The organism is Thermoplasmataceae archaeon, from assembly GCA_038729425.1.
GTDB lineage: Archaea > Thermoplasmatota > Thermoplasmata > Thermoplasmatales > Thermoplasmataceae > B-DKE.
In genome coordinates, this window is the sequence record JAVYSB010000012.1 from 21,646 (window position 1) to 23,564 (window position 1,919).

The 1,919-nt window shown below is 45.7% G+C and carries 2 protein-coding genes; both read right to left on the reverse strand.

What is annotated here, in order from left to right:
- Positions 1 to 517, reverse strand: a 517-nt coding sequence (locus QW597_07380) for an acetamidase/formamidase family protein (GenBank protein MEM0156401.1), incomplete at its 3' end; no start/stop codon positions are given.
- Between the two features lies 1 nt (position 518).
- Positions 519 to 1,919: MMPL family transporter (locus QW597_07385; GenBank protein MEM0156402.1), on the reverse strand; the 1,401-nt coding region annotated here is incomplete at its 5' end.

A 1,919-nucleotide genomic window follows, 5' to 3' on the forward strand; every position in this document is an offset into this window, starting at 1 on the left:
ATCCTATACCCAGTTTCTTGTTGTCCATGTTTCCGCCAAATCGCTGAGGGGGAATCATGCCAACGGACCCTGAACTTGGGGCTGTACCCATTACGCCGAGGAACGGATGAACTGGAATACGTATCCCGGCGAGAAAATCTTTAGTGACTGATATGGCATCTTCCCCAATATCCCAGACAACCAGCCTATTATCGAAAAGCCCCTTCAGGAAACCAATCTCAGGGATGATTGCACTCCATCCCCAGTTACCGGTCCTTATTTTATGAATGCTTACCTCCAGGGTATCTCCGGGCCTCGCGTCCTCAACAAGAATAGGCCCAACTGCACCATCGTACTTTTCTGGATCTACACTGTTAGCGAGATCAATGGTGGAGAATTCCCTCTTAATCTGCCACGTGGAGGAGTCAGGCACAAGAATTGAGATCTGATCGCCGCTTTTCATTGAGATGACCGGCTCCAGATCAGCAGACCACTTGAAATGTATGTTTTCAGGTTTTTTTCCATCCAGGAATTTCATTTCACTTCTCCTTGTATATCTTCGACGGCCACCAGTTGTATTTTCTCATGATAAGCATTATTGCAGGTACAAAAAAAGGCCAACTGATAAATGTATCCACGAATACTCCAAGTGCCAATCCCGTTCCGATTTCCTCTATTATGCCGATTCCGCTAAATGTCAGGGAGAAAAAGATCGCAAAGAGCAGAAGTCCTAGGGTGATAATGACTCCTCCATTCTCTATTATGCTTGTTCTTATGGCTTCCTCGTTTGACATCCCTTTAATTACGGCTTCTCTTGCCCTTGTGATCATGAATATGTCATAATCAAGCCCAACGGCAAGCAGAGTGATAAAGCTGAATAGCGGGAGGAATATCAGGATCGGCAGGCCGAGGAAATTAAAATACAGCAGATAGGTGAGTGCCAGAGAGACAACAACCGCTGCCATCACCATTATTATGAGCCTGACTGGCGCAAGCAGCGAGCTTAGCTGAATCATAAGTATGATAAATACGGCAATTGCAAGTATGGGCACTAGGTTCGAGAAGGTGCTTGCCGTATATGTATATGCGTCATTAAGCCCCTGTGTCAAACCACCGATGGCGTAAGTATAAGAAAGGTTAGTGCCAGTGCTCTTGATAACTGAAGGCAAGTTACTGACAGCATTGCTCGCATTTGAACCCCATGCAACCTGTCCAAGCTGGAAAGTAACCATTGCATAGTTGTTCGTTCGGCCAATCGACTGGTTTACATATTGATAGTATAACGCAGAATTCTGAGCAGGGTAGGAAGATAGCGAGGAAAGATTGACATAATAACCAAAAGGAAATGTCGGGCCGTAAACCTGGCTTATCGCGCCGTTTTTCAAGAGGGCGTTCTCCAGTTCTGTAACCTGTTTCATCTCATTCATATTGTAGTTCCCATTTACAATCAGAGGGGAAGTGAAATTCAATATGATAAAGCCCCTATCAAAGAAATCTCCGTGAAACGATGAATTTACCTGTTCCAGAGCCTGTATTCCAGTACTGTTCGGAACCAGTGCAAATACGTTCATACTCGATGGGGTCACTGCATAAAAGTAAAGGCCAAAGATTGCGAAGAGAACGAAAACTACAACAATTTTCTTCTTGTTGTGCAGCACGCCCCCAGCAATCCTGGTCATTGTGTGTTCGAATGGGAATTTCCGGTTTCCCACAATCTTTGATGGCCAGTACAACCTGGTGCCGAAAACAGCTAATAACGAAATAAGCAGCGTATTCGCAAGCATGATTGATACTGTTACCCCGATGGCGTTCGTGAGACCGGAGTCGCTGAAAAGGGGTACGTTGGCGAGCCACAGAACAACATATGAAAGGGCGACTGTGATACCGGAAGTAAAGACCGCATGTCCCGCCCATTGAGCAGCCTCTGGTATTGGATCCTT